Below are 23,903 nucleotides of genomic sequence, written 5' to 3'. Positions count from 1 at the left end.
GAAATGTGATATAATAAAGGTTATGGCAAACAATAATCAATCAAAAAAAACACGGTCGACAAGACGACTGTCCAAAACAGAATTAGAAAGAAAAAAAGCAATTCATCGCATGATTGCGACCATTCTGATTAGTCTGGTCTTAATTTTTGCGGCCTTGAAATTGGGAGCAGTAGGGGTCTTGGCTTACAACTTGATCCGACTATTTGTTGGGAGTTTGGCTTACTTGGCTATTTTAGCGACCTTTTTCTACCTTTATGCCTTTAAATGGCTGGATAAACACGAGGGGGTGATTTCAGGATTCCTAAGTTTCTTTGCTGGGGTTCTTTTGATGTTTCAGGCCTTCTTTGTATCTTCGCTTCATTTAGACAATAATGGGATCAAGGTTACCTTTTCAAGAATCATGGCAGACTTGATTCATCTGCGGGTGGAGACTTTTGCTGGTGGTGGTATGATCGGTGCCCTTCTTTATGCTCCGATTTCCTTCCTGTTTTCAAATATTGGCTCTTATTTTATCGGTCTTCTCTTTATCGGGTTGGGGATCCTCTTGATGAGCCCTTACTCCATCTATGATTTGTTTGAAAAGGGGTCCGAAGCTTTCCATGCTTCTATGGAAAAACGCAAAGAACGTCGCGAGCAGAAATTCCTTGAAAAGGAAGCGAGAGCTGCTGAGGAAGCTGCTGCAGCTGAAAGAGAGCAAGAAGAAGCAAGAGCTGTTCTTCCAACTCCCCTTTCAATGGAAGGGCATCCTGTAGATCCTGAAACAGGAGAGGTGTTGGCGGAAGAGCCGTTTACAGAGTCCTTCCCAGAAGCTGAAATTGTTGCACCAGCAACACCAGAAATCTACCTGCCAGATGAAGGATGGCCGGAAGAGCCTGAAGAATATGAAGAGCTTTCGGTAGCCGAAGAATTCGAAGACGATGGGGAGGAAGTTCAGGTGGACTTCACACCTAAGGAACTCCTTCAGTACAAACTTCCAACGATTGATCTCTTTGCGCCTGATAAGCCGAAAAACCAATCCAAAGAGAAAAACATCGTTCGTCAGAACATCCGCATTTTGGAAGAAACCTTTGCAAGCTTTAACATCAAGGCGACAGTGGAGCGGGCGGAAATCGGCCCCTCTGTCACCAAGTATGAAGTTAAACCAGCTGTCGGTGTGCGGGTCAACCGTATCTCCAACCTAGCAGATGATTTGGCCCTAGCCCTAGCAGCCAAGGATGTGCGGATTGAAGCACCGATTCCAGGGAAATCTCTGGTCGGGATTGAAGTGCCCAACTCAGAGATTGCGACCGTTTCCTTCCGTGAATTGTGGGAGCAGTCCAAAACTGATCCTGCTAAACTCCTTGAGATTCCTCTTGGGAAGGCTGTTGATGGCTCAGCTCGGACCTTTGATTTGGCTCGGATGCCCCATCTCTTGGTAGCGGGTTCTACCGGATCTGGTAAGTCAGTAGCGGTCAATGGGATTATTTCGAGTATCTTGATGAAGGCCCGTCCGGACGAAGTCAAATTTATGATGGTCGATCCTAAGATGGTGGAGCTTTCTGTTTACAATGATATTCCTCACCTTTTGATTCCAGTGGTGACCAACCCACGCAAGGCCAGTCGGGCCCTACAAAAGGTTGTCGATGAGATGGAAAATCGCTATGAGCTCTTCTCGAAAGTGGGTGCTCGCAATATTGCTGGCTTTAATGCCAAGGTGGCGGAGTACAATGCCCAGTCTGAGATGAAGCAAGTACCACTTCCATTGATTGTGGTCATTGTCGATGAGTTGGCAGACTTGATGATGGTTGCAAGTAAAGAAGTGGAAGATGCCATTATTCGTCTTGGACAGAAGGCGCGTGCAGCAGGGATCCACATGATTCTTGCGACCCAACGGCCATCGGTTGACGTTATCTCAGGTTTGATCAAGGCCAATGTGCCTTCTCGTGTCGCTTTTGCGGTTTCATCTGGGACCGATTCACGGACCATCTTGGATGAAAATGGAGCGGAGAAATTACTCGGTCGCGGAGATATGCTCTTTAAACCGATCGATGAAAACCACCCGATTCGTCTGCAAGGATCCTTTATCTCAGATGACGATGTGGAGCGGATTGTCAACTTTGTCAAGGAGCAGGCAGAAGCCGATTATGATGATGCTTTTGATCCAGGCGAAGTATCGGAGTCGGACTTTGATGGAGGCATGGGTGGCACCGATGAGGGGGATCCTCTCTTTGAAGAGGCCAAGGCGCTCGTGGTTGAAACTCAAAAAGCCAGTGCTTCGATGATTCAGCGTCGCTTGTCAGTTGGCTTTAATCGAGCGACTCGCCTCATGGAAGAGTTGGAAGCAGCAGGTGTGATCGGTCCTGCTGAAGGAACCAAACCTCGGAAAGTATTGCAACAATCATAAGGATAGGGAAAAGGGCGCTTGTCCCACTCCCTTTTCTTTTTATAGAAAATAGAAAGTAGGACCAGATGAAGTTAGACATGATTCATCATATTGCCATCATTGGACGGAATCGCGATGCTATGTTGCATTTCTATGTGGAGCAGTTGGGCTTTGCGATTGTCAGTGAATATGACCGTCCTGAACGCGGAGATATCTTGATCAATCTCCGTCAGGGCCAGCTGACGTTAGAACTCTTTATCAAACCGACGGCCCCAGAACGGCCTAAGCTTCCCTTGCCCGAGCATGCGGGACTGCGTCATTTAGCCTTTAAAGTGGAAGATGTAGAGGTGTATCTAGCTAGATTGGATCAGCTAGGTATTGAGAATACAGGCCTTCGCTATGATGACTTTGATGGTAAGAAAATGGCATTTTTCTTCGATCCAGAAGGATTACCTTTGGAAATACATGAGTGAGGAACACAATGGATAGATTAGAAGGACTCAGTCAGGAAGAAGTAGCTAAAAAGATCCAAGAGGGCAAGCAAAATAAGGTTACAATCCAGACAGAAAAAAGCCTAGGACAGATCATTCGAGACAATGTCTTTACTTACTTTAATCTGATATTCCTGGTCTTGGCGGCCTTGCTGGTAGCAGTGAAGTCTTGGAACAATCTCTTGTTTGTCCCGATTGTCGTGGTCAACTCCTTAGTTGGAATTGTGCAGGAAGTCCGCTCTAGACGGATCTTGCGTCAGATGCAATTTCTACACATGAGTGAGGCGATCGCTCTTCGCGAAGGCAAAGAAGTCGCTCTACCTATCGATCAGCTGGTGGAGGGTGATCTAGTTCGCTTTCAAGCTGGAGATCAGATCTATGCGGATGGGATCTTGCTGGAGGGCGATCTAAAAGTCGATGAGTCGCAATTGACAGGTGAAGCGGATGAGGTCAAAAAAGGAGCGCAAGATGCGCTCATGTCAGGTAGCTTTGTGATTGCTGGTCAAGGACTAGCACGATTGGAAAAAGTGGGGAATGACTCCTACATCAACCAATTGAGCTTGGAAGCCAAGCAGGTCAAGTCCCATGAGGAGTCTGATATGGTTCATGCAGTTAACCGCATCGTAGGGATCATTGGTCTCCTTATCATTCCGCTAGGTTCCCTCCTTTTTCTTCGTAGCTATATCAGCCTAGGTGACAGCCTTAAGCTCAGTGTGACTTCAACAGTCGGAGCCTTGATCGGGATGATTCCAGAAGGTTTGTACCTCTTGATGACCTTGGCGCTGGCTCTTGGTGCTGTCAGATTGGCCAAGGAAAAGGTCTTGCTCAATAGCATGAAGGGGATTGAGACCTTATCGCGCGTGGATGTCCTTTGTGTCGATAAGACAGGGACCATTACAGAGCCTGGTATGGAAGTGACAGAGATTCGTCCAGTTAAAGACGATCAAGACCTGGAAGTTCTAGCTCAGTATGTAGAAGCTAGTATGGATCAAAACGATACCATGGATGCCCTCCGAAATTTTCACAAGACGCCAGTTAGCAGGTCTTGGAAGACTCTTGAAATACTGCCCTTTACGTCCAAAAAAAAGTATGGGGCCATTGCCTTTGAATCGGGGATCTATGTATTAGGCGCACCAGAATTTGTTTTACGAGAAAGCTTCTCTGAGCTTGGAAAAGAGATCGCCCCTGCTACGCAGGCAGGTAATCGGGTCTTGGCCTTTGGAAAATATAGGGGAGAAGACCTTAGAGAGACGTTAGAGGCTCCTGTAGATTTAGTAGCCTGGATTATTCTCTCCAATCCTTTGAGAAAAAATGCCAAAGAAACCTTCGCCTACTTTAAAGAACAAGGTGTAACCATTAAGGTCATTTCAGGGGACAACCCTGCTACCGTCTCAGCTATTGCACAAAAAGCAGGAATTGAAGGAGCTGAAGACCGGATCGATACCAGAACCTTACTGACGGAAGAAGACTTGCACCAAGCGGCGAGCCAGTATACAATCTTTGGTCGGGTGACCCCAGAGCAAAAGAAAAGCCTTGTAGAAGGCTTGCAGGCAAAGGGGCATAAAGTAGCTATGACCGGAGATGGTGTCAACGATATTTTAGCCTTAAAAACAGCGGATTGTAGTATTGCGATGGAATCTGGAAATGATGCGACCAAAAAGATGGCGCAAGTGGTCTTACTGGATTCTGACTTTGGGAAGATGCCGTCAATCGTGGCAGAAGGTCGGCGGGTGGTCAATAACATTCAACGATCAGCCAGTCTCTTTTTGATCAAGAATATCTTCTCCATTTTGTTGGCCATCTCAGTGACGCTCTTAGCCTTTACCTATCCAATCATGCCGTCGCAGATGTCTTTGATCAGTGGTTTTACAATTGGGATTCCAGGATTCTTCCTAGCGCTTGAGCCCAATAGCGAGCGTATCAAAGGACGCTTTATCGAAACGGTCTTTAAAAATGCACTGCCTGCTGCCTTGACGGATTTTATACTGATCTTTAGTTTAGTACTGTTCTCTTCAGCGTTTGGTATCAAGTCGGAAGAACTCTCGAGTGCAGCCATCTGCTTGATGGCCTTCGTCGGATTTACCATCATTTATCAAGAATCCCAGCCTCTCAATCACTACAAGAGACTGGTTCTTCTAGGAAATATCCTAGCTTTTCTGGTTTCAAGTAGTATCCTAGGGAAATTCTTTAACATGAGCCCCTTGAGACTTCAAACGCTGTTTATCTGCGCCATCATGGAAGTTCTCGCTCTCGTCTTGATTCAACTCTTCAAGAAGTTAGTGGGCTGGTTCTTTCATCGGAAGAAATAAAAGAAAGAGAGTGGGACAGAAATCGGTAATTCGTTAGAATTCGATTTCGTCGTCCCACCTCCGCACAGTTGAGTAGGGCTGTAAAAGCTGATGAAATCGGCGTAGTAGAGCCCACTCAACCACTGCGTCTTGCTCGACAATCCAAAAACAATTAAGAGGCTAGGACTTTTGTCCCAGCCTCCTTTTGGTATTAGATAAACAAACTAGCTGTTAAGATCAGGTAGAGCAAGAAGGTAACCAGAAATCCAGCACGCCAGAAGTATTTGATAAATTTAGGATAGTAAAAACTCTTTTTCTTTTTTAAGAAATAAATCGTTAGCCCCAGGGCTAAAAGAGACAGACTCAAGGACAGCAAAGGTAAGAGGCTGTGGTAAAAGGCATTGTCTGAGATCAAATAGTACTCCAAAGCAAATAAAGGAAAGGCAATATCTGTGGATCGCCATCCTCTTTTTTGGAGTTTAAAGAGGTGAACAATGATGCCACTCAGAATTAGCGTTAAAAAAATAAATAATACAGAAGCAACTTTGATTAACATAGCTTCATTCTATCATAAAACGAAAAAAAAGTTTACTATATTTTAATTTTTTCTTGCAAAAAAAGAGAAATCGTGTATAATAGAAAGGTATGCACAAAGCATACTTGTGGGAGGTAAAAATCTGTAATTACCGCCAAAACCACAAAGGAGGATTTAAGAAATGGCTAAAAAAGTCGAAAAACTTGTAAAATTGCAAATCCCTGCTGGTAAAGCTACTCCAGCTCCACCGGTTGGTCCAGCGCTTGGTCAAGCAGGTATCAACATCATGGGATTCACTAAAGAGTTTAACGCTCGTACAGCTGATCAAGCTGGTATGATCATCCCAGTTGTTATCACTGTTTATGAAGACAAATCATTCGATTTCGTTACAAAAACACCACCAGCTGCTGTTCTTTTGAAAAAAGCTGCAGGTGTTGAAAAAGGTTCAGGTACACCGAACAAAACGAAAGTTGCAACTGTAACTCGTGCACAAGTACAACAAATCGCTGAAACTAAGATGCCAGATTTGAACGCTGCAAACATTGAGTCTGCAATGCGTATGATCGAAGGTACTGCTCGTTCTATGGGATTCACTGTTACTGACTAATTGTAACAATCCTATTTGCCCGCAATACACTTGATCAAATGACGAGTGACGTGGGAGATGAAAATCGATATGACCACATTACAAGGAGAAAGATAAAATGGCTAAAAAAAGCAAACAACTTCGTGCTGCTCTTGAAAAAATCGACAGCACAAAAGTCTACAGCGTAGAAGAAGCTGTAGCTCTTGCAAAAGAAACTAACTTTGCAAAATTTGACGCAACTGTAGAAGTTGCTTACAACTTGAATATCGACGTGAAAAAAGCTGACCAACAAATCCGTGGTGCAATGGTATTGCCAAACGGAACTGGTAAAACTGCTCGCGTTCTTGTATTTGCACGTGGTGCAAAAGCTGAAGAAGCAAAAGCTGCTGGTGCAGACTTCGTAGGTGAAGATGACCTTGTTGCGAAAATCAACGATGGTTGGTTGGACTTCGACGTAGTTATCGCTACACCTGACATGATGGCTCTTGTTGGACGTCTTGGACGTGTCCTTGGACCACGTAACTTGATGCCAAACCCTAAAACTGGTACAGTAACAATGGATGTTGCGAAAGCTGTTGAAGAGTCTAAAGGTGGTAAAATCACTTACCGTGCTGATAAAGCAGGTATCGTTCAAGCGATCATCGGTAAAGTTTCATTCGATGATACTAAATTGGTTGAAAACTTTAAAGCTTTCAACGACACAATCCAAAAAGCAAAACCAGCTACAGCTAAAGGTACTTACGTAACTAGCTTGACTTTGACTACAACTCAAGGTCCTGGTATCAAAGTGGATGTTAACTCACTTTAATTGAAATGAAAAGCTGCCTTCGGGTAGCTTTTTTTGTGTCAAAAACTTTTAACAAAATCACCAGAAAACGCTTACAAACCAGAAGTAAAATGTTATACTAGATCTATCAAAAAATAAGGAGATCTATTATGAAGAAAGATCACAACCAATTAAATTGGCTCATGGTCTCACTCATTGCTTTTAATATGGTGTGGGGATTGGGAAATGTCGTGAATAACTATTCGACCCAAGGCATTTCTGTTATTGTTTCCTGGATCCTGATCTTGGCAATTTATTTCATTCCCTATGCTTTGATCGTTGGCCAATTGGGCTCAACCTTTAAAGAAAGTGGGGGTGGTGTCAGTGAGTGGGTTGAAAAGACATCTACAAAACGTCTCGCCTATTTTGCGGCTTGGACCTACTGGGTTGTACATATTCCCTATTTAGCTCAAAAACCTCAACGAATTCTGATTTCTCTAGGTTGGGTTCTTCAAGGGAATGACAAATTTGTGAGTGGCTTAAGCATCCAATGGGTGGTTATCCTTTGCTTGATTATTTTTGGAATTTTTCTCTATCTCTCTACCAAAGGTTTGACGACCTTGAAAGTCATTGGTGGTTTGGCTGGTAGTGCCATGCTGATCATGTCCTTCCTTTTTGTCTTATTAGCAGTTGGAGTTCCTTTCATCAATCCGGGTATGCAATTTGCGACCCAACATATGGATCAGGTGAGCACCTATATTCCAAACTTTGACTTCTCTTATTTTACTACTATTTCTCTCTTAGTCTTTGCGGTAGGTGGAGCTGAGAAGATCTCTCCTTATGTCAACCAAACCCGTAATCCTGCGCGTGAATTTCCGAAAGGAATGATTGTTATGGCAATCATGGTTGGACTTTCTGCCATCCTTGGTTCCTTGGCTATGGGGATGCTCTTTGACAGTGGACATATTCCAGAAGATTTGATGCGAAATGGAGCCTTCCAAGCTTTCCAAATTCTTGGGAAACACTGGGGAGTTGGGAATGTCTTAGTGATTGTCTATGCTTTGACAGACATGATTGGACAAATCGCAGCCCTGGCCTTTTCGATTGATGCTCCGCTTCAAATCTTGCTCCATAATGCAGACGATGAATATATTCCTTCTTGGCTTCGCAAACGTAGCAAGAAAGGCGTCTTGACCAATGGTTACCTCCTGACAGGAATTTTGGTCAGTCTTCTTATCGTCGTTCCCCTCTTTGGGATTCAAGAAATCGATGGGTTAGTAAAATGGATGACCAACCTGAATTCTGTTGTGATGCCAATGCGGTACCTCTGGGTCTTCTTTGCCTATATCATGCTCAATCGTGCTTAGAAGAAGTACAAAGATGCAGAATACAAGATGACCAAGAGTCCAAAACTAGGCTTTATTATTGGAGCTTGGTGCTTCCTGTTCACGGCCTTTGCCTGTATTTTAGGGATGGTGCCAAAAGTGGACTTTAAGGTGGACCCAGTCGCTTGGCAATTCTCTCTATTGACCAATATCTTGACTCCGCTTGTCTTGATTGCATTAGGCATTATTTTGCCATGGATTGCCCGTCGCGAAAAGAAAAAAGTCTAATGGTAAATCCTAGTCCTCGGACTGGGATTTTTCCTTGTTAGACAGCTTTTTGAAAATAAAAAATTTTGATGGATATGACTATATAAAAAACGTAATTTATGGTAAAATAATACAGATCAAAAAAGGAGAGAGAAAATGGTAGAACCTAAGTATAAACGTATCTTAATCAAGCTATCTGGTGAAGCCCTTGCTGGCGAACGTGGTGTCGGAATCGATATCAAAACTGTCCAAAAAATGGCTCAAGAAATCAAGGAAGTTCACGAACTTGGAATTGAAATTGCCTTGGTTATCGGTGGTGGAAATCTTTGGCGTGGAGAACCTGCTGCTGAAGCAGGGATGGATCGTGTCCAAGCAGACTACACAGGGATGCTCGGAACTGTCATGAATGCTCTTGTGATGGCAGATTCGCTTCAACAAGTTGGTGTGGATACCCGTGTTCAAACAGCGATTGCCATGCAACAAGTCGCAGAACCTTATATCCGTGGTCGTGCCCTTCGTCACCTTGAAAAAGATCGGATCGTGATCTTTGGTGCCGGGATTGGTTCTCCTTACTTCTCAACAGATACGACCGCAGCCCTTCGTGCAGCTGAAATTGAAGCAGATGCCATTCTTATGGCCAAAAATGGGGTGGATGGTGTTTACAATGCCGACCCGAAAAAAGATGCTTCAGCTGTGAAATTTGAGGAATTGACCCACCGTGATGTCATCAACAAAGGTCTTCGCATCATGGACTCAACAGCCTCCACTCTCTCCATGGACAACGACATTGACTTGGTTGTCTTTAATATGAATGAACCAGGCAATATCAAACGCGTTGTCTTTGGTGAAAATATCGGTACAACTGTATCAAATAACGTAGAAAAATAATAGAAAATAGAGGAAAATTATGGCAAACCCAATCGTAGAAAAAGCAAAAGAAAGAATGACTCAGTCTCACCAAAGTTTGGGACGTGAATTTGGTAGCATCCGTGCTGGACGTGCAAATGCAAGTCTTTTGGATCGTATTTTCGTAGAATACTATGGAGTAGAGACTCCATTGAACCAATTGGCATCTATCACGATTCCAGAAGCGCGTGTCTTGTTGATCACACCATTTGATAAATCATCTTTGAAAGACATCGAGCACAGCATCAATGCATCTGACCTTGGTATCACTCCAGCCAATGATGGGTCTGTTATCCGCTTGGTCATCCCAGCTTTGACAGAAGAAACTCGTCGTGACTTGGCAAAAGAAGTGAAAAAAGTAGGTGAAAATGCTAAAGTAGCGATCCGTAACATTCGCCGTGATGCTATGGACGAAGCGAAGAAACAAGAAAAAGCAAAAGAAATCACAGAAGATGAATTGAAAGGTCTTGAAAAAGAGATCCAAAAAGTAACGGATGATGCGGTCAAACATGTAGATGAAATGACAGCTCACAAAGAAAAAGAATTGATGGAAGTTTAATCCATCTCAACCACTACAGGAAAGAAAGACTCAGTTGGCACTGCTGGCTGGGTTTTATTTCCATTATTCTTGTGAAGAAGCAAGAGGAAAGAAGGAAACATGAATACGAATCTAGCAAGCTACATCATGGGAATGGTCATTGATGAAAATGATCACTTCTATTTTGTTCAAAAAGATGGCCAGATCTACGCGCTTGATAAAGCAGAAGGATCGCATCAAGTCGGAGAAAGTGTTAAGGGCTTTGCCTATACCGATATGAAGCAAAAGCTCCGACTCACGACGCTTGAAGTCACTGCGACTCAAGAAAGCTTTGGCTGGGGAACGGTCACGGAAGTGCGCAAGGACCTGGGAGTCTTTGTCGATACAGGGCTTCCAGATAAGCAGATTGTTGTCTCACTAGATATCCTACCGGAGATCAAAGATCTATGGCCTAAAAAGGGCGATCGTCTCTATATTCGCTTAGAAGTTGATAAGAAAGATCGTATTTGGGGGATCTTGGCCTATCAGGAAGATTTCCAGCGTTTGGCTCGTCCAGCTTACAACAATATGCAAAACCAAAACTGGCCAGCCATTGTCTACCGCTTGAAATTGTCTGGGACTTTTGTCTATCTCCCAGAGAACAATATGCTGGGCTTTATCCATCCAAGTGAGCGCTATGTAGAACCACGCTTGGGACAAGTCCTAGATGCCCGGGTCATTGGATTCCGTGAGGTGGATCGGACCTTGAACTTGTCGCTGAAGCCACGATCTTTTGAAATGCTTGAAAACGATGCTCAAATGATTCTGACCTATTTGGAAGCCAATGGAGGCTTTATGACTTTGAATGATAAATCGTCTCCAGAAGATATCAAGGCAACCTTTGGGATTTCAAAAGGGCAGTTCAAAAAGGCTTTGGGTGGGCTGATGAAGGCTAAAAAAATCAAGCAAGACCAATTTGGAACAGAGTTGATCTAAAAGGGGGCTTATGCGAAAATCGTTTTATACTTGGCTGATGACAGAGCGCAATCCTAAAAGCAATGCTCCTAAGGCCCTTCTGGCGGACCTAGCTTTTCACGAGTCTGCTTTTCCTAAGCATACAGATGACTTTGATGAAGTCAGTCGCTATCTAGAAGAGCATGCTAGCTTTTCCTTTAATCTTAGCGATTTTGATGCCATTTGGGAAGAATACCAAGCCCACTAGAAAAGGACAGGTCGAGAATGGTTTTTTCTCGGCCTCTTTGTTATAATAATAGAAAAACACAGGTAGAGAGGTTCTTTATTTGCAAGAACATTCAGTTGAAATTACATTAACGCATCCAGACGATCTTTTTCATTTGTTTGGATCTAACGAACGCCATCTCCGTTTGATGGAGCAAGAATTTGGGGTGACTATTCACGCCCGGACAGAAATCGTCCAAATCATTGGAGAAGAAGAAAGCTGCGAGCAGGTTCGTCAGGTCATCCAGGCTCTCTTGGTCCTAGTGAATCGTGGCATGACTATCGGGACGCCGGATGTGGTGACCGCCATTCAAATGGTTCGCAATGATGAATTAGATAAGTTTATCGCTCTGTATGAAGAAGAGATTATCAAGGATAGTTATGGCAAGCCTATTCGGGTTAAAACGCTGGGTCAAAAGATTTATGTCGATAGTGTCAAAAATCATGATGTCACCTTTGGAATCGGACCAGCGGGGACAGGGAAAACCTTCCTAGCGGTGACCTTGGCCGTCACAGCTCTCAAGCGTGGTCAAGTCAAGCGCATTATTTTGACTCGTCCAGCTGTAGAAGCCGGAGAAAGCCTTGGTTTCCTTCCAGGAGATCTCAAAGAAAAAGTAGACCCTTATCTCCGTCCGGTCTATGATGCTCTTTACCAAATCCTGGGCAAGGACCAAACAACTCGGATGATGGAGCGTGAGATTATCGAGATAGCACCTTTGGCCTATATGCGGGGGCGGACCTTGGACGATGCCTTTGTCATTCTCGATGAAGCGCAAAATACCACCATCATGCAGATGAAGATGTTCTTGACCCGTCTTGGTTTTAACTCCAAGATGATTGTCAATGGAGACACCAGCCAGATTGACCTTCCACGAAATGTCAAATCCGGTTTGATTGATGCTCAGGAGAAGTTGAAGAACATTTCTCAAATTGACTTTGTACATTTCTCTGCCAAGGATGTCGTTCGCCATCCGGTAGTAGCAGAGATTATCCGGGCCTACGAGCCCATCCCAAATCCAGTCCTCAAAGAAAAACTGGATGTGGAAGAAGAAGCAGAATAAAAGAAGAGGCAAAGATCAGAGGATCTTTGCCTTAAATTGACGATAAAATCATTTTCTAGACTTTCCTTAGGTGAGAACGGACGTCAACGAACTTCTTTGAAGTTCCATGACTAATAATTGAGCCTAAGGTCTCAATTATTCCGAGTGCTTGAAACTAAATTGTTTCAGGCACTTTTCTCACGGCGGAAAGTCTCTGAAAATGATCTAAAAAACTCAAAACAACTTGTTTTTTCCAAAACTTTTTTAATTAGTTCAGATGAAAAAATAAGTTGCTTATTTTTTTCGATGATAATTCTTTAAATATATGATTGTTTAAACCAATTCATCAATTGGTGTGAAGTTACGTTCTAGGCCTTCTGCGACCGGTTGGCTTGTGATATGGCCTTGGTAAGTAGTAACTCCTTCTCGCAAGCCTTCATCAAGGGCGATAGCCTTATGGAAGCCTTTGTCAGCCAAAGCTTCGACGTAAGGAAGGGTCACATTGGTAAGAGCGATGGTAGAAGTGCGTGCGACAGCCCCTGGAATATTGGCAACAGCATAGTGGAGCACGCCATGTTTTTCGTAAACAGGCTCTGTATGTGTTGTCACACGGTCTGCTGTTTCGATAACTCCACCTTGGTCCACGGCTACGTCGACGATGACGGAACCTGGACGCATTTGTTTAACCATATCGTCCGTCACTAATTTTGGAGCTTTTGCACCAGGAATCAAGACAGCCCCAATGACAACATCGGCATCACGGACACTGGCTTCAATATTAAATGGATTAGACATGAGGGTTTGGATTTGATGACCGAAGACATCTTCCAGAACAGACAAACGTTTGGCACTAATATCCAGAATGGTAACCTGTGCACCGAGTCCAAGAGCGATACGGGCCGCATGGGTTCCAACGACCCCACCACCGATGATGGTGACTTTTCCTTTTGGAACACCAGGTACACCACCTAGGAGGACGCCTGATCCTCCTTCTTGTTTGGTCAAGAAGTGAGCCCCGATTTGCACCGCCATGCGTCCAGCAACCTCACTCATTGGTACCAAGAGTGGCAATTGTCCATCTTGGTCTCGTACAGTTTCATAGGCTACCCCAGTTGTCTTAGCGGCGACCATAGCATCTGCTAATTCAGGAGCTGCAGCCATGTGCAAGTAAGTGAAGAGCAAGAGGTCTTCACGAAGGAAGCCATATTCTTCGGCAAGAGGTTCTTTCACTTTAACCACTAATTCAGCTGCCCAAGCTTCTGCAGCAGTCGCAACGATAGTTGCCCCTTGTTTAACGTAATCTTCATCTGCAAAGCCAGAACCGAGTCCGGCATTGGTTTCCACCAAAACTTGGTGACCTTTGCCTACCAAGCTGTGTACCCCTGCAGGTGTCAAACCAACACGATTTTCGTTGTTTTTAATTTCTTTTGGAATTCCAATTAGCATCGTTTTCTCCTTACTCGGATTCAGGTGTAAAAAGATCATTGGTGTGAGATTGCTCTCCTAACTCAATGACCTTTTTCACTCCTCAGCCGATTGTTTTTATTGGTTGTTTTTATTTTATAGAAAAGCGAGCTAAAAAGCAAGAAAAATTTGAGCTTGCCTTCCTTTAGGTTATTTGCTAAACTAATCCCTAAAGAAGGAGTGTCAAATGGAAAATTTATATGTAAAGTTAGCAGCTTATCGTAAAGTGGAGACAGAGCATTTGCACTTGCGTCCGGTCACTCTTGAGGATGCACCGGCTATGTTTGAGTACGCTTCTGATGAAGCTGTTACACGCTACACTTTTCCAACCAATCAAAGTCTAGAAGAGACGCGTAATAATATTGCCCTCTTTTACCTAGCGAGCCCACTTGGAAGATGGGGGATTGAACTCAAAGAGAATGGAAAATTTATTGGGACGATTGATTTACTGGATTTGGATCTTTGTCTGAAAAAGGGGAGTATCGGCTATGTTCTGAATAAAGACTATTGGAACCAGGGTCTTGCGACAGAGGCTACCAAGATAGTCATTGCCTTGGCTTTTGAACAGTTAGGGATGAACAAGCTCATTGCCGTCCATGATAAGGACAACCCAGCTTCTGGACGGGTGATGGCCAAATCAGGGATGAAATATTCTCACGAGGAGCCCTACGCGATGCTAGACCTGCATGAAGAAGGGCGAATGGTGACGAGAGTCCATTATGTTCTTACAAAGGAAGAATATTTGGCAGAAAAATGAGTCAGGATATTGACAAAAGACCACTCTCCATGATATAGTAGATAGGTACTGCTGGTTTAGCTCAGTCGGTAGAGCGCATCCATGGTAAGGATGAGGTCGCCGGTTCAATCCCGGCAACTAGCATAGCAGAAGAGAGAAGCTTAGAGAGAATCTAGGCTTCTTTTTTTGCGAGTTCATCTTTAACAGTCTTGCTTTTTTCAACAATTTTCCAAAAAACGTTGACAAGCACTGAAATCCGTGGTAAAGTTAGAACAACAAAGAGAAAGGAGAAAACCATCATGAACAAAGTAGATGTTTTGATGACACAATTAAATACACCACTTCTCCAATCTCAGTTGAGTTCCATGTAAACAATGAATGAAACCCAAGATGGAGGAGTCTGTCTTGGGTTTTTTGTATGCATTTTTGCCTGCCTTAACTGAATTGGTGATAGGCATCAGAAGGCCCAAGTGTGGACTGAGCACGTACTCAGCTCCTACTTGGGTTTTTTCTGTGCTATTTTGAAAAGGAGAATATATGATCAGAGCTATTTGGGAGTATATCTGGGAGCATAAGTGGCTGTATCTCAGCATCGCTGTGGTCCTAGTGATTTATGATTATACGATTTTAATACCGACACAGGTCATTCAACGATTGGTTGATCAGCTAAGCAAGCAGACCTTGACCCAGTCAAGTTTTGTAAGGGATATTAGCCTTTTGTTTGCGACAACCATCTTAAATTATACGGCAGCTTATTACTGGCATTTGAAGCTATTTCAAGCTTCGGTGCGGTACAAGGGTAGATTACAGGGGCAAGCTTTTCGGAAGCTTGTAGCCATGAGGCGACCCTTTTATGAAAAATTTCGCTCAGGGGATCTCTTGACTCGATTTACTACGGATGTGGACGGGATGATGGAGATGGTTGGTTACGGGCTGATGATTGTTGTCTATGCAGGTGGCTTGTTTCTCTTTATCATTCCGACCATGTTTTTGATTTCCTGGCAGCTGAGCTTGATTTCTTTTATTCCTATGTTTTTTTTAATCTTATCGACCTATCATTTAGGGAAAAAAGAAGAGGAATATGTGGATAAAAACCGAGATGCGGTGGCGCAACTAAATGATGAGGTCTTGGAATCCATTGAAGGAATTCGGGTCATGCGGGCCTATAGTCGCAGGGAGCGTCAAGTACAGCAATTTCAAAAACGGACTGAAAGTTTAGCCAAAACGGGGGATAAGATTGCTTCTATCCAGAATGCTCTGGGTCCCTTTGCTCTCTTCTTTATTGGGGTTTCTACTGTTCTTCTCTTGGTCTGTGGGGGTCACTTCTTGAAATCTGGACAGATTAGCTTGGGCCAACTTTTGGGCCTAGAATTGTATCTAGTAGCTTTAATCGAGCCAATGTGGATGTTAGCGGATTTCATCCTTGTCTATCAAACAGGAAAGACCTCATACAAAAAGTTGTCAGAATTGGTTGAAGAGGATGATGATTTGGAACTGGATGGTGAGAAATGGCTAGAGGAGCTTGATGAAGTGGTCTTTGAGAACTATTCCTTTACCTATCCAATGGCGGAAAAGGAAAGTCTATCGCAGATTGATTTGCGGTTCAATAAAGGGCAAACCATTGGAATTGTGGGTCGAACAGGAGCTGGAAAGACAAGTTTGGTCCGTCAATTCTTACGTCAATACCCTCTCGGACAAGGGAAATTTACCATCAATGGACAGCCTGTTGCTCGCTACGTGAGACGCTCCATTGAGGAAAAAATCGGCTACGTCTCTCAAGAACATATTCTGTTCTCGAAGTCTATTTTAGAAAATATTTCCCTTGGTAAGAAAGGAGCTAATCAAGAGGAAATCATGGAAGCTATTGCTCAGGCAGCCTTCGCAGATGATTTGGAACGGATGTCGGATGGTCTGGATACTCTGATTGGAGAAAAGGGAGTATCCGTATCAGGAGGACAGAAGCAGCGGATTTCCTTAGCACGCGCCTTTTTACGTGACGCCCAGTTGCTCCTTTTAGACGATTCCTTATCGGCAGTGGATGCTAAGACAGAACAGGCTATTATCGAAACGATACAAAATGAGCGACAAGGGAAGACCACCTTGATAGTCTCTCACCGCCTCTCAGCTGTCCATCAGGCAGATTGGATTTTGGTGCTGGATCAGGGACGGATTGTGGAAGAAGGGACAGCTAGTGATTTACTGGCTCAAGAAGGTTGGTATTATGAACAATACCAACGGCAACAAAGACAGGAGGGAGAGTAAGATGGTCATTTTTAAACGATTATTACAGAAGCTGTCGCTTTTTCCTAGCATTTTTGTCCTTGGTTTTGTTTGTCTCTTGCTAGCAACTCTTTTATCTGATCTATCTCCTTTCGTCCTTCAAAAGATGATTGATGGTCCGTTGACAGACTTAAGTCAGGGAGGAGAATTAGGAAAACTCTATCCTATGGGTGGGCTCTATTTGATGGTTCTGGCACTAGGACAAATCATCAGCTACATAGGGAATCGGGTCTTAATCCATGGTGGCAATAAGATAACCGCGCAATTACGCGATCAAGCCTTCCTGGTGATGCAACAATTGCCGATTTCTTACTTTGATGATAAGCCGGCAGGGAAAATTGCGACCCGGATCGTCAATGATACAGAAACTTTGCGGACACAATTTTATAACTCCTGTATCACTATAGCGATTCATTTGGTGCGTTTCTTCTTTATCATGGGGGTACTCTTTTATATCAATCCGATGATGGGTCTCCTCTTATGTTTGATTTTCCCTATTTTTTATGGTGTTCAAATCTTATATAAACGACTAACAGACAAGCCTATGAAGGACTTCTTTGATTCAAGAAGTGAAACCAATACGCAGGTCAATGAGCTCCTCCATGGAGCTAGTATGATCCAGCTCTACGGACAAGAAGAGCGGGTGATTGATGAATTTGATCAGACGATAGACAAGATGACCGTCGCCTATGATCGCCTAGTGCTAGCAGACTCTATCGCCTCTTGGACCCTGACAGAATTCTTGAAATACATCGTCATTGCAGGGATTTTAACCATTGCAGGACTTTCTTATCTTGGGGGGAATCCTGGGATTACCGCTGGTTTCTTGTTTATCAATCTCAATTATATTATTCAACTTTTTGACCTCATGGCCAATTTGATCCGTCGTCTACCGGATATCCGACGCTCTCTGGAAACAGGGGAGCGAGTCTTGAATTTCCTAGATGAAGAGATGGAGGAAGATGCGCTAGAAGAGATTCAAATAGAAAAGGCAACTGTAGAGTTTGACCAAGTCAGCTTCGCTTATGAGGTTGGCAAGCCTGTTTTAAAGGATATTTCCATCCAAGCCCATCCAGGTGAGAGCGTCGCCTTGGTTGGTCATACCGGTTCGGGCAAATCCTCTATCATGAACCTGCTTTATCGTTTCTATGATCCGCAGGAGGGAGAAATTCGGATTGACGGCCAGAACATTCGCCATTTCTCTAGAGAGAGTCTTCGCTCTCACATGGGAATTGTCTTACAGGATCCTTATCTGTTCTCAGGGACCATTGCTAGTAATGTGGCCATGAGTCAGGATCACTTTGATCGGGAGGCAGTCAAAGATGCGCTGAAGAAAGTTGGAGCATGGCCCTTTGTAGAGCGCCTTGAAAAGGGAATCGGCCATCCAGTAGTCGAAAAAGGGTCTGCCTTTTCAAGTGGCGAGCGCCAGTTGATTTCCTTTGCGCGAACGCTCTATATGAATCCGCAAATTCTGATTTTGGATGAGGCCACCTCTCACATCGATACAGAAACAGAAGAAATTATCCAACAAGCTATGGCGGTCCTCCAAAATGGCCGGACCACCTTTATCATTGCCCATCGCTTGTCCACTATCCAAGATGCCGATCAGATCTTAGTCTTATCTGAAGGACACATTGTAGAGCGTGGTAGACATGAGGACCTGGTTGCACTAGGCGGGATCTATGCCCAGATGAATGCCATCCAGCAAACAGTGGTGTAAGATGAGTTTGACTGTTTAATACGAGGAAAATCCCTAGCTAATTTATATTTGTAATAAAACAGACTATATTTTAGATATAAGCTGATTAATATATGGGATAAAAGATTCTTAGAAACTTTCCTTATGTGATTACGGACGTCAGCGACCTTCTTCGAAGTTCCATGACTTAGTTTTGAGCCTAAAGTCTCAAAACTCCCGAGTGCTTGAAACAGTATTGTTTCAAGCACTTTTCTCACGGCGGAAAGTTTTATTAGTATCTTGACTGATCAAAAAAATAAAAATTATTATAGCTTTCTTGATATTTTGATATGAAAAACTACGGATCAATATTTTAAACCAGCCTGTATCTAGTATATGGGTTGGTTTTATGCTATAATGAAGTGATAATAGTGAGGTGATCCAGATGTATATTGAAATGGTAGATGAGACGGGTCAAGTCTCTAAGGAAATCTTAAAACAAACGCAAGAAATTTTAGAATTTGCTGCTCAAAAAATTGGGAAAGAAGACAAGGAAATGGCTGTGACTTTTGTGACCAATGAACGCAGTCATGAACTAAATCTTGAATACCGTGATACGGATCGTCCGACAGATGTCATCAGTTTAGAATACAAGCCAGAGATGGAGATTTCTTTTGACGAGGAAGATCTTGCAGAAAATCCAGAATTGGCAGAGATGATGGCAGAATTCGATACCTATATTGGTGAGCTCTTTATTTCAATTGACAAGGCGCGGGAGCAAGCGGAAGAATATGGCCATAGCTTTGAGCGCGAAATGGGATTTTTAGCAGTACATGGTTTTCTTCACATCAATGGCTATGATCATTATACGCCAGAAGAAGAAAAGGAAATGTTTGGCTTACAGGAAGAGATTTTGACAGCCTATGGACTCACAAGACAATAAGCGAAAATGGAAAAATCGGGACTTCACTTCAAGCCTGGAGTTTGCGATAACAGGAATTTTCACATCGATCAAAGAAGAGCGCAATATGCGCAAACACGCCTTATCAGCCCTTGTAGCTATGCTTGCTGGTTTGGTGTTTAGGATTTCTGTGACGGAATGGCTCTTTTTATTGCTGAGCATCACCTTGGTGATTGCTTTTGAAATTGTGAATTCAGCCATTGAAAATGTGGTGGATTTAGCTAGTAACTACCATTTCTCCATGTTGGCAAAGAATGCCAAAGACATGGCGGCTGGAGCGGTCCTGGTCGTATCAGGTTTTGCCTTGGTGACAGGACTGATCATTTTTGTGCCCAAATTCTGGGCTTTGGTATTTGGATAAGAGGGAGACTCCCCTCATGAAAGGATATTATGACATTTAAATCAGGCTTTGTAGCCATTTTAGGACGTCCCAATGTCGGGAAATCAACTTTTTTGAATCATGTGATGGGTCAAAAGATTGCCATCATGAGTGACAAGGCGCAAACAACGCGCAACAAGATTATGGGAATCTACACGACCGATAAGGAACAGATCGTCTTTATCGATACCCCAGGGATTCACAAACCCAAGACAGCCCTCGGAGACTTCATGGTGGAGTCAGCCTATAGTACCCTTCGGGAAGTCGATACCGTTCTCTTCATGGTGCCAGCAGATGAACCACGTGGCAAAGGCGATGACATGATCATCGAGCGCCTCAAAGCAGCCAAGGTGCCCGTCATCCTCGTGGTCAACAAGATCGACAAGGTCCATCCAGACCAGCTCTTGGCGCAAATCGATGACTTCCGTAGTCAGATGGACTTCAAGGAAATTGTGCCGATTTCAGCCCTTCAAGGAAACAATGTTTCGCGTTTGATTGATATTTTGAGCGAAAACTTAGAAGAAGGTTTCCAATATTTCCCTGCTGACCAAATCACTGACCACCCAGAGCGTTTCTTGATTTCTGAAATGATCCGCGAGAAGGTCTTGCACTTAACTCGGGAAGAAATTCCCCATTCTGTTGCAGTAGTGGTGGATTCTATGAAGCGGGATGAAGAGACAGATAAGGTCCATATCCGAGCAACCATCATGGTCGAGCGCGATAGCCAAAAAGGCATTGTGATCGGAAAAGGTGGCGCCATGCTCAAGAAGATTGGAACCCTTGCGCGTAAGGATATCGAGCTCATGCTAGGGGACAAGGTCTTCCTAGAAACCTGGGTCAAGGTCAAGAAAAATTGGCGGGATAAGAAATTGGATCTTGCTGATTTCGGCTACAACGAAAAAGAATATTAAGAAGAGGTGGGCAGAAGGCCTGCTTCTTGTTTTTGAAAGGAGTTCTATGCCTGAATTACCAGAAGTAGAGACCGTTCGACGAGGTCTTGAGAAATTAATTCTTGGAAAAACTATCCAGTCAGTGGAAGTAAAGTATACAAAGATGATTCAGACGGATCTGGATGCTTTTCGTCAAGATCTCCCAGGTCAAGAAATTCGGGCTATGGGGCGCCGCGGGAAATACCTCTTGTTTTATCTGAAGGATTTGGTCCTCATCTCGCATTTGCGGATGGAAGGTAAGTATTTCTTTTATCCAGACGAAGTTCCTCTTCGCAAGCACGCCCATATCTTCTTTCACTTTACAGATGGCAGCACCCTGGTCTATGAAGATGTCCGCAAGTTTGGGACCATGGAAGTCTTAGTACCTGAGCTTGTAGACAGCTACTTTTTGGCGAAAAAGATTGGTCCAGAACCAACAGAATCAGATTTTAAAGGGCCAGCCTTCCAAGCAGCTCTTAAAAAATCAAAGAAACCCATTAAATCAGCTCTTTTAGACCAAAAATTAGTGGCTGGTCTGGGCAATATCTATGTAGATGAGGTCCTTTATCGAGCCAAGGTTCATCCAGCCCGTTTGGGTCAAAGCTTGACTGCTGGAGAAGCTAAAGCCGTTCGCAAAGAAACGATTGCTGTGCTTGCCCAAGCTGTTGACAAGGGTGGCTCCACCATTCGCTCTTATAGCAATGCCTTCGGAGAGGATGGCACCATGCAGGAGGAACACCAGGTCTATGGGAAAACAGGCCAGCCTTGTTTGCGTTGCGGGACACCGATTGAAAAAATCCAGCTGGGGGGACGCGGAACCCATTTTTGCCCCCACTGTCAAAAGGAGAACTAGATGGCAAGAATCATTGGATTAACAGGAGGAATTGCTTCAGGAAAGTCCACTGTCACCTCCTATTTGAAAGAAAAAGGTTATCCTGTCATTGATGCTGATCGAGTGGTCCGTGACTTGCAGGCACCAGGAGGAGCCCTTTACCGTGTCCTAGTAGACCATTTTGGGAATGGGATACTCACAGAAAATGGAGAACTGGATCGCGTCGCTCTAGGTCAACGGATTTTTTCAGATCCTAGTGAACGAGACTGGTCCAATCGCGTCCAAGGCCAGCTCATTCGTGAGGCTTTGGCAGATGCAAGAGACAGGCAAGCAGCTCAATCCGATCTCTTTTTTATGGATATTCCCCTCTTGATCGAGCAAGGCTATGAAGAGTGGTTTGAAGCCGTATGGTTGGTAGCTGTATCAAAAGAAACCCAGCTCAAGCGCCTGATGGAACGCAACCACTTATCAGAACTGCAGGCTAAAGAACGCATCGCTGCTCAAATGTCGCTAGATGAGAAAAGAGCCCATGCAGATCTGGTCTTAGACAATAATGGCGATCTAACTGCCCTCTATGCCCAATTAGATGCAGACCTAAGACAATTAGAAAGAAGATGATTTTATCACAAGAGAAGTCAATTGGCGTAAAAATCTATGGATCGCCTGGATCGGATGCTTTTTCATCGGAGCCAGTCTTTCATTAGTTGTGCCGTTTATGGCCCTCTTTGTAGAAGAGTTGGGTGTTACGGGAAGGGCCGTTCCCTTTTATGCGGGGATTGCCGTCGCGAGTTCCTCTGTAACTTCTGCGATCATGTCTCCTATCTGGGGGAGTCTAGCTGATCGCTATGGTCGAAAACCCATGATGCTCAGGGCTTCCATTGCCATGACACTGACTATGGGTGGCATTGCCTTTGTTCCGTCGGTCTTTTGGCTTTTGGTCCTGCGCTTGTTAAATGGAGTCTTTTCAGGCTTTGTCCCTAATAGTACAGCCTTGATTGCCAGTCAAGTCCCAAAGGACCAATCAGGCTATGCCCTAGGAACCTTATCGACCGGCGTTGTAGCTGGAACCTTGATGGGGCCTTTGCTTGGGGGACTCATTGCTGAAAATCTGGGAATGCGGAATGTCTTTCTTTTGTTAGGATGTTTCTTATTTCTGGTCTCCCTCTTAACCTTTTGGGGCATCGAGGAAGACTATGAGCCCCTGCCAAAAGAAGAACAAAAATCCAGTTGGCAGTTGCTCATGTCCATTCAGCAAAAAGATATTCTCTTGGGGCTCTTTTTGACCAGCATGACCATTCAAATGATCGCCCAATCTATTTCTCCAATCTTGCCTCTTTATGTGCGGGCTTTGGGACAGAAAGATAACTTGATCTTTGTATCGGGGATGATTGTTTCGGCTATGGGGATATCTAGTATGCTCTTTTCAGGTTGGATGGGTAAACTCGGGGACCGAATCGGGAATCACCGGCTCTTATTGCTGGCTCTTCTCTATAGTGGCTGTCTCTATCTCCTCTGCGCTCAGGCCCAAACGCCCCTGCAATTAGGAATCTTACGTTTTCTCTTTGGAGTTGGGACCGGAGCCTTATTACCAGGAGTTTCTGCTTTGTTAAATCGCTTAACGCCTCCTGAAGGGATCTCTCGGATTTTTAGCTACAACCAGCTCTTTTATTATCTGGGTGGGGTGTTCGGTCCGATGATGGGATCGAGTATTTTCATGCATTTTGGCTATCATTGGGTCTTTTACGGAACAGCCCTTTTGGCCTTTACTGATTTAATGTTCCTCTTATTCTTATTTAGAAAGTATTTGAAAGTGAGAGAGATACGTGCGAATTAAAGTTCAATTGACCTGCACTAGCTGTGGGAGTCAGAATTATTTGACCAGTAAAAATACCAAAACCCATCCTGAGAAGATCGAGGTCTTGAAGTATTGTCCCAAGGAAAGAAAAGTAACCTTACATATTGAATCAAAATGATTTTCGTGGTATAATAGTGAAGATTTTAAGGAGTTTTGAATATGAGCGGAGCATTAACAACTATTTTACTAGTATTATCAGCATTGATTATTATCGCAATTTTTATGCAACCAACTAAAAACCAATCGAGCAACGTCTTTGACGCTAGCTCAAATGACTTGTTTGAACGTTCAAAAGCGCGTGGTTTTGAAGCCGTGATGCAGCGTTTGACAGCCATTATGATCTTCTTTTGGTTATTGATCGCGATGATCTTAATGGTACTTTCTAGTAAATAAGATAGGCTCAGACAATGTCTTTGCCTATTTTTATTTTGCAAAACGATGATTATAAAATTAGATAGAAAAAAGGA

Annotated in this window: 23 protein-coding genes, 1 tRNA gene and 1 pseudogene; 23 read left to right on the top strand and 2 right to left on the bottom strand. The window is 43.8% G+C overall.

The genetic code is table 11. From position 1 onward, the window contains the following. Positions 1 to 22: 22 nt before the first annotated feature. From QM968_RS04295 to QM968_RS04285, 3 genes are all read left to right on the top strand, one after another. Positions 23 to 2,383, top strand: a complete 2,361-nt coding sequence (locus tag QM968_RS04295; RefSeq protein ID WP_037613914.1) for a DNA translocase FtsK — start codon at positions 23 to 25, stop codon at positions 2,381 to 2,383. Positions 2,384 to 2,448: 65 nt separating this feature from the next. Beyond that, a complete protein-coding gene (locus QM968_RS04290) occupies positions 2,449 to 2,835 on the top strand; it encodes a VOC family protein (protein WP_009731455.1) in 387 nt (128 codons plus the stop codon). 8 nt (positions 2,836 to 2,843) lie between these two features. Beyond that, complete coding sequence (locus QM968_RS04285) at positions 2,844 to 5,162, top strand: HAD-IC family P-type ATPase (RefSeq protein ID WP_009731454.1); 2,319 nt, start codon at positions 2,844 to 2,846, stop codon at positions 5,160 to 5,162. A 190-nt stretch (positions 5,163 to 5,352) separates the two neighbouring features. On the opposite strand, the gene QM968_RS04280 is transcribed toward QM968_RS04285, so the two are convergent. Then, positions 5,353 to 5,697, bottom strand: a complete 345-nt coding sequence (locus QM968_RS04280; protein WP_009731453.1) for a DUF3397 family protein — start codon at positions 5,695 to 5,697, stop codon at positions 5,353 to 5,355. 160 nt (positions 5,698 to 5,857) lie between these two features. Between QM968_RS04280 and rplK the strand changes: the two genes are divergently transcribed. From rplK to QM968_RS04240, 8 genes and pseudogenes are all read left to right on the top strand, one after another. After that, complete coding sequence (rplK, locus tag QM968_RS04275; protein ID WP_003005369.1) at positions 5,858 to 6,283, top strand: 50S ribosomal protein L11; 426 nt, start codon at positions 5,858 to 5,860, stop codon at positions 6,281 to 6,283. A 97-nt stretch (positions 6,284 to 6,380) separates the two neighbouring features. Beyond that, entirely contained in the window at positions 6,381 to 7,070 is a 690-nt protein-coding gene (gene rplA / locus QM968_RS04270) for a 50S ribosomal protein L1 (protein WP_003005355.1), read from the top strand. A gap of 128 nt (positions 7,071 to 7,198) precedes the next feature. Beyond that, positions 7,199 to 8,641, top strand: a pseudogene (locus QM968_RS04265) (APC family permease). Between the two features lie 135 nt (positions 8,642 to 8,776). Beyond that, complete coding sequence (gene pyrH, locus QM968_RS04260) at positions 8,777 to 9,508, top strand: UMP kinase (protein WP_009731451.1); 732 nt, start codon at positions 8,777 to 8,779, stop codon at positions 9,506 to 9,508. A gap of 19 nt (positions 9,509 to 9,527) precedes the next feature. Next, on the top strand, positions 9,528 to 10,085 hold the full coding sequence (frr, locus tag QM968_RS04255) for a ribosome recycling factor (RefSeq protein WP_003005165.1): 558 nt from the start codon (positions 9,528 to 9,530) through the stop codon (positions 10,083 to 10,085). A gap of 99 nt (positions 10,086 to 10,184) precedes the next feature. Next, entirely contained in the window at positions 10,185 to 11,039 is an 855-nt protein-coding gene (gene cvfB, locus QM968_RS04250) for an RNA-binding virulence regulatory protein CvfB (protein WP_009731450.1), read from the top strand. Positions 11,040 to 11,049: 10 nt separating this feature from the next. Next, entirely contained in the window at positions 11,050 to 11,265 is a 216-nt protein-coding gene (locus QM968_RS04245; protein WP_009731449.1) for a YozE family protein, read from the top strand. Between the two features lie 79 nt (positions 11,266 to 11,344). Beyond that, complete coding sequence (locus QM968_RS04240) at positions 11,345 to 12,343, top strand: PhoH family protein (RefSeq protein WP_009731448.1); 999 nt, start codon at positions 11,345 to 11,347, stop codon at positions 12,341 to 12,343. Between the two features lie 312 nt (positions 12,344 to 12,655). Here the strand turns inward: QM968_RS04240 and ald are convergent, their stop codons facing one another. Continuing rightward, entirely contained in the window at positions 12,656 to 13,768 is a 1,113-nt protein-coding gene (gene ald / locus QM968_RS04235; protein WP_009731447.1) for an alanine dehydrogenase, read from the bottom strand. Positions 13,769 to 13,973: 205 nt separating this feature from the next. Between ald and QM968_RS04230 the strand changes: the two genes are divergently transcribed. From QM968_RS04230 to secG, 12 genes are all read left to right on the top strand, one after another. Then, on the top strand, positions 13,974 to 14,543 hold the full coding sequence (locus tag QM968_RS04230) for a GNAT family N-acetyltransferase (protein WP_414382515.1): 570 nt from the start codon (positions 13,974 to 13,976) through the stop codon (positions 14,541 to 14,543). A 50-nt stretch (positions 14,544 to 14,593) separates the two neighbouring features. Next, positions 14,594 to 14,666 (top strand) — tRNA-Thr (locus QM968_RS04225). A 393-nt stretch (positions 14,667 to 15,059) separates the two neighbouring features. Beyond that, positions 15,060 to 16,784: an ABC transporter ATP-binding protein gene (locus QM968_RS04220; protein WP_414382512.1), complete on the top strand. Its 1,725-nt coding sequence runs from the start codon at positions 15,060 to 15,062 to the stop codon at positions 16,782 to 16,784. A gap of 1 nt (position 16,785) precedes the next feature. Continuing rightward, positions 16,786 to 18,522, top strand: coding sequence for an ABC transporter ATP-binding protein (locus QM968_RS04215; RefSeq protein WP_009731444.1), 1,737 nt, complete (start codon positions 16,786 to 16,788; stop codon positions 18,520 to 18,522). A 403-nt stretch (positions 18,523 to 18,925) separates the two neighbouring features. Next, entirely contained in the window at positions 18,926 to 19,423 is a 498-nt protein-coding gene (gene ybeY / locus QM968_RS04210) for an rRNA maturation RNase YbeY (protein ID WP_009731443.1), read from the top strand. After that, positions 19,404 to 19,802, top strand: a complete 399-nt coding sequence (locus QM968_RS04205; RefSeq protein ID WP_009731442.1) for a diacylglycerol kinase family protein — start codon at positions 19,404 to 19,406, stop codon at positions 19,800 to 19,802. Before ybeY ends, QM968_RS04205 begins: the two co-directional genes overlap by 20 nt. A gap of 29 nt (positions 19,803 to 19,831) precedes the next feature. Further along, complete coding sequence (era, locus tag QM968_RS04200) at positions 19,832 to 20,731, top strand: GTPase Era (protein ID WP_009731441.1); 900 nt, start codon at positions 19,832 to 19,834, stop codon at positions 20,729 to 20,731. A gap of 46 nt (positions 20,732 to 20,777) precedes the next feature. After that, positions 20,778 to 21,602, top strand: a complete 825-nt coding sequence (gene mutM / locus QM968_RS04195) for a DNA-formamidopyrimidine glycosylase (RefSeq protein WP_414382508.1) — start codon at positions 20,778 to 20,780, stop codon at positions 21,600 to 21,602. Further along, positions 21,603 to 22,199: a dephospho-CoA kinase gene (gene coaE / locus QM968_RS04190; RefSeq protein ID WP_414382506.1), complete on the top strand. Its 597-nt coding sequence runs from the start codon at positions 21,603 to 21,605 to the stop codon at positions 22,197 to 22,199. A 97-nt stretch (positions 22,200 to 22,296) separates the two neighbouring features. Then, positions 22,297 to 23,415, top strand: a complete 1,119-nt coding sequence (locus tag QM968_RS04185) for a multidrug efflux MFS transporter (RefSeq protein WP_414382503.1) — start codon at positions 22,297 to 22,299, stop codon at positions 23,413 to 23,415. Beyond that, positions 23,405 to 23,554 carry a 50S ribosomal protein L33 gene (gene rpmG / locus QM968_RS04180; protein ID WP_003005699.1) on the top strand — a complete coding sequence of 50 codons (150 nt, stop codon included), beginning with the start codon at positions 23,405 to 23,407 and terminating at the stop codon, positions 23,552 to 23,554. Before QM968_RS04185 ends, rpmG begins: the two co-directional genes overlap by 11 nt. 41 nt (positions 23,555 to 23,595) lie before the next feature. Further along, positions 23,596 to 23,829, top strand: a complete 234-nt coding sequence (secG, locus tag QM968_RS04175) for a preprotein translocase subunit SecG (RefSeq protein WP_009731437.1) — start codon at positions 23,596 to 23,598, stop codon at positions 23,827 to 23,829. Positions 23,830 to 23,903: the final 74 nt, after the last annotated feature.

Origin of the sequence: Streptococcus sp. OMI870 (genome assembly GCF_047460295.1) — a bacterium.
Taxonomy (GTDB): Bacteria; Bacillota; Bacilli; order Lactobacillales; family Streptococcaceae; genus Streptococcus.
The sequence above is the reverse complement of the archived record's forward strand: the minus strand, read 5'-3'. Positions and strand labels throughout refer to the sequence as shown.